Below are 2,140 nucleotides of genomic sequence, written 5' to 3'. Positions count from 1 at the left end.
TGACGCAATCGTAGCTGCTGAGCCGGAGCCTTTGGAATACGTTCGCGTTTGCGACGCATTCGGTACTGGCTACTTCTACGTCCCGGGCACGGAAACCTGCCTGAAGATTAGCGGTTACGTTCGTACGCAGTTGAACTACAGCGAAAACTTCGCTGACGACGGCACCGATCTGAACTCGTTCACACGTGGTCAGCTCGTATTCGAAGCCAAGAACGACACTGAATTCGGTGCTCTTTCGTCCGCTATCGTTATCAATGCTGAAACCGATGCCGGCACTTACCTCGACGCAGCCTGGATCAGCATCGCTGGCTTCGACGTTGGTAACTACTACACATGGTGGGATAACGATCTCTCCGGCGAAACTGACTCGCTGTCCTCGAACGACACGTCGCTCAACGGTATTCGTTACACCTACGACGGTGGTACGTTCCAGGTTGGTGTTGCAGTTGAAGAACTCGAAGACGCAAGCTCGATCTTCGGCAACAGCGGCAACGGCAACGACGATGTCGGTGCTGGCGGCCTCATCGGCTTCAGCCTCGGTGGCGTTAAGGCTACGATCATCGGCAACTACGACTTCAACGTCGAAGAAGCTGCTTTCCGCGCTATCTTGACTGCTGACATCGGCCCGGGCACGCTCGGCATCGCTGGTATCTACGCAACAGACGCCAACTACTACTGGGATGTTTCCGAGTGGACTGTTGCTGCTGAATACAAGATCCAGGCAACTGACAAGCTCTTCATCACCCCGGCAGCTCAGTACTTTGGCGATATCGACTTCGTTAACGTCGATGCTTGGCGTGTTGGCGTAACTGCCGGCTACCAGATCACTGAAGGCCTCCGCACACTGGCGACTGTTAACTACACAGACGCCGATGAAGCTGGCAACTCGGTTACTGGCTCGTCAGACAGCCGTTGGACCGGCTTCGTCCGCCTGCAGCGCGACTTCTAATCTGATCATCTGATCGGATTGCAAATTGCCCGCAACCTCTTTCAGGGGTTGCGGGCTGTTGCTTTTAGGTAACTGTTGTTGACGGTGCAGCGTTTGACGATCCGTTCGATGCAGGTTGTGAATTGAATACAGATCGCGGCAGTCTTTGAATTGTCTCCTCCTTGGAGGATGTTCATTGAGCCGAGATCGAGACAAAGCAGGCGGCAACGCCGACTTTGAAAGCGTAGGTATCGGAGCCTACAGTCTCCATTACCAATTCGCTGTCGGCCGCCCCGCCAAGCCGGTAGAAAGCGTGTCTCTCAAGCTGCTTTTCCAGCGGTATGGAGATCTGCTCTGGGAGCCAGGTTCGCACAAATATAATGTGACGGCCTTTATATATGAACTCCACACTCTGCTGGTTACGCCTGAGTTCTCGGTATTCACCGACGAAATGCTCGATAGCCTGATCGCCTCACTTCGCAAACGCGGCAACGGCAATGCCACCATCAATCGGAAGATGGCTGCACTAAGCAAGCTGTTGCGGAAGGCGTTTAAAATGGGTGAGATCCACAGTTTACCCGAGTTTAGGCGGCAAAAAGAGAAATCTGGCCGTATCCGCTTTCTCGAATATGACGAGGAGGATCGGCTTTTTGCCGCGATCGAGCGCCATTCTGAACTCTTTCATCGCTTTTGTGTCTTCCTGGTTGACACCGGTGCGCGCCTGGGTGAGGCCATCAGCTTGCGGTGGAACGATATTAATGATGATCGCGTGACATTCTGGGTCACTAAGTCCGGTAGAAGCCGGTCAGTTCCTTTGACGTCGCGCGCCGCCTTGTCAGTCGCTCGGCGCCCCCAACAGATCGGTCCCTTCGTCACGATCGATCAGCAGCAATTCCGTGCTGTATGGAACCAAGCAAAGATGGAAGTGGGCTTGGCGACCGATAACGACGTTGTTCCTCACGTGCTTCGCCACACCTGCGCTTCAAGACTGGTACGAGGTGGCATCGACATCCGCCGTGTCCAGATGTGGCTCGGTCACCAAACTCTTCAGATGACCATGAGATATGCACACCTTGCCTCTCACGATCTGGATGTGTGCGTACCGATATTAGAGCGGCACAAATAAGCGCGCGAAGTCGGCGAGCGTTTGGCCTTCCCGGAACTGGTCGGGGTTGTGGAGGGAAGGCCAAACGCGCTTGGACGAGGTATTTC

At 54.5% G+C, this 2,140-nt stretch carries 2 protein-coding genes; both read left to right on the top strand.

Going from position 1 to position 2,140, the window contains the following annotated elements:
* Positions 1-949, top strand: a 949-nt coding sequence (locus ASD32_RS28670; RefSeq protein WP_082546978.1) for a porin, incomplete at its 5' end; no start/stop codon positions are given.
* Positions 950-1,178: 229 nt separating this feature from the next.
* Positions 1,179-2,054, top strand: coding sequence for a site-specific integrase (locus tag ASD32_RS28665; RefSeq protein WP_244490306.1), 876 nt, complete (start codon positions 1,179-1,181; stop codon positions 2,052-2,054).
* Positions 2,055-2,140: the final 86 nt, after the last annotated feature.

It is taken from the genome of Rhizobium sp. Root483D2 (assembly GCF_001426685.1).
Taxonomy (GTDB): domain Bacteria; phylum Pseudomonadota; class Alphaproteobacteria; order Rhizobiales; family Rhizobiaceae; genus Pararhizobium; species Pararhizobium qamdonense.
This window is presented reverse-complemented; position numbering and strand designations above follow the sequence as displayed.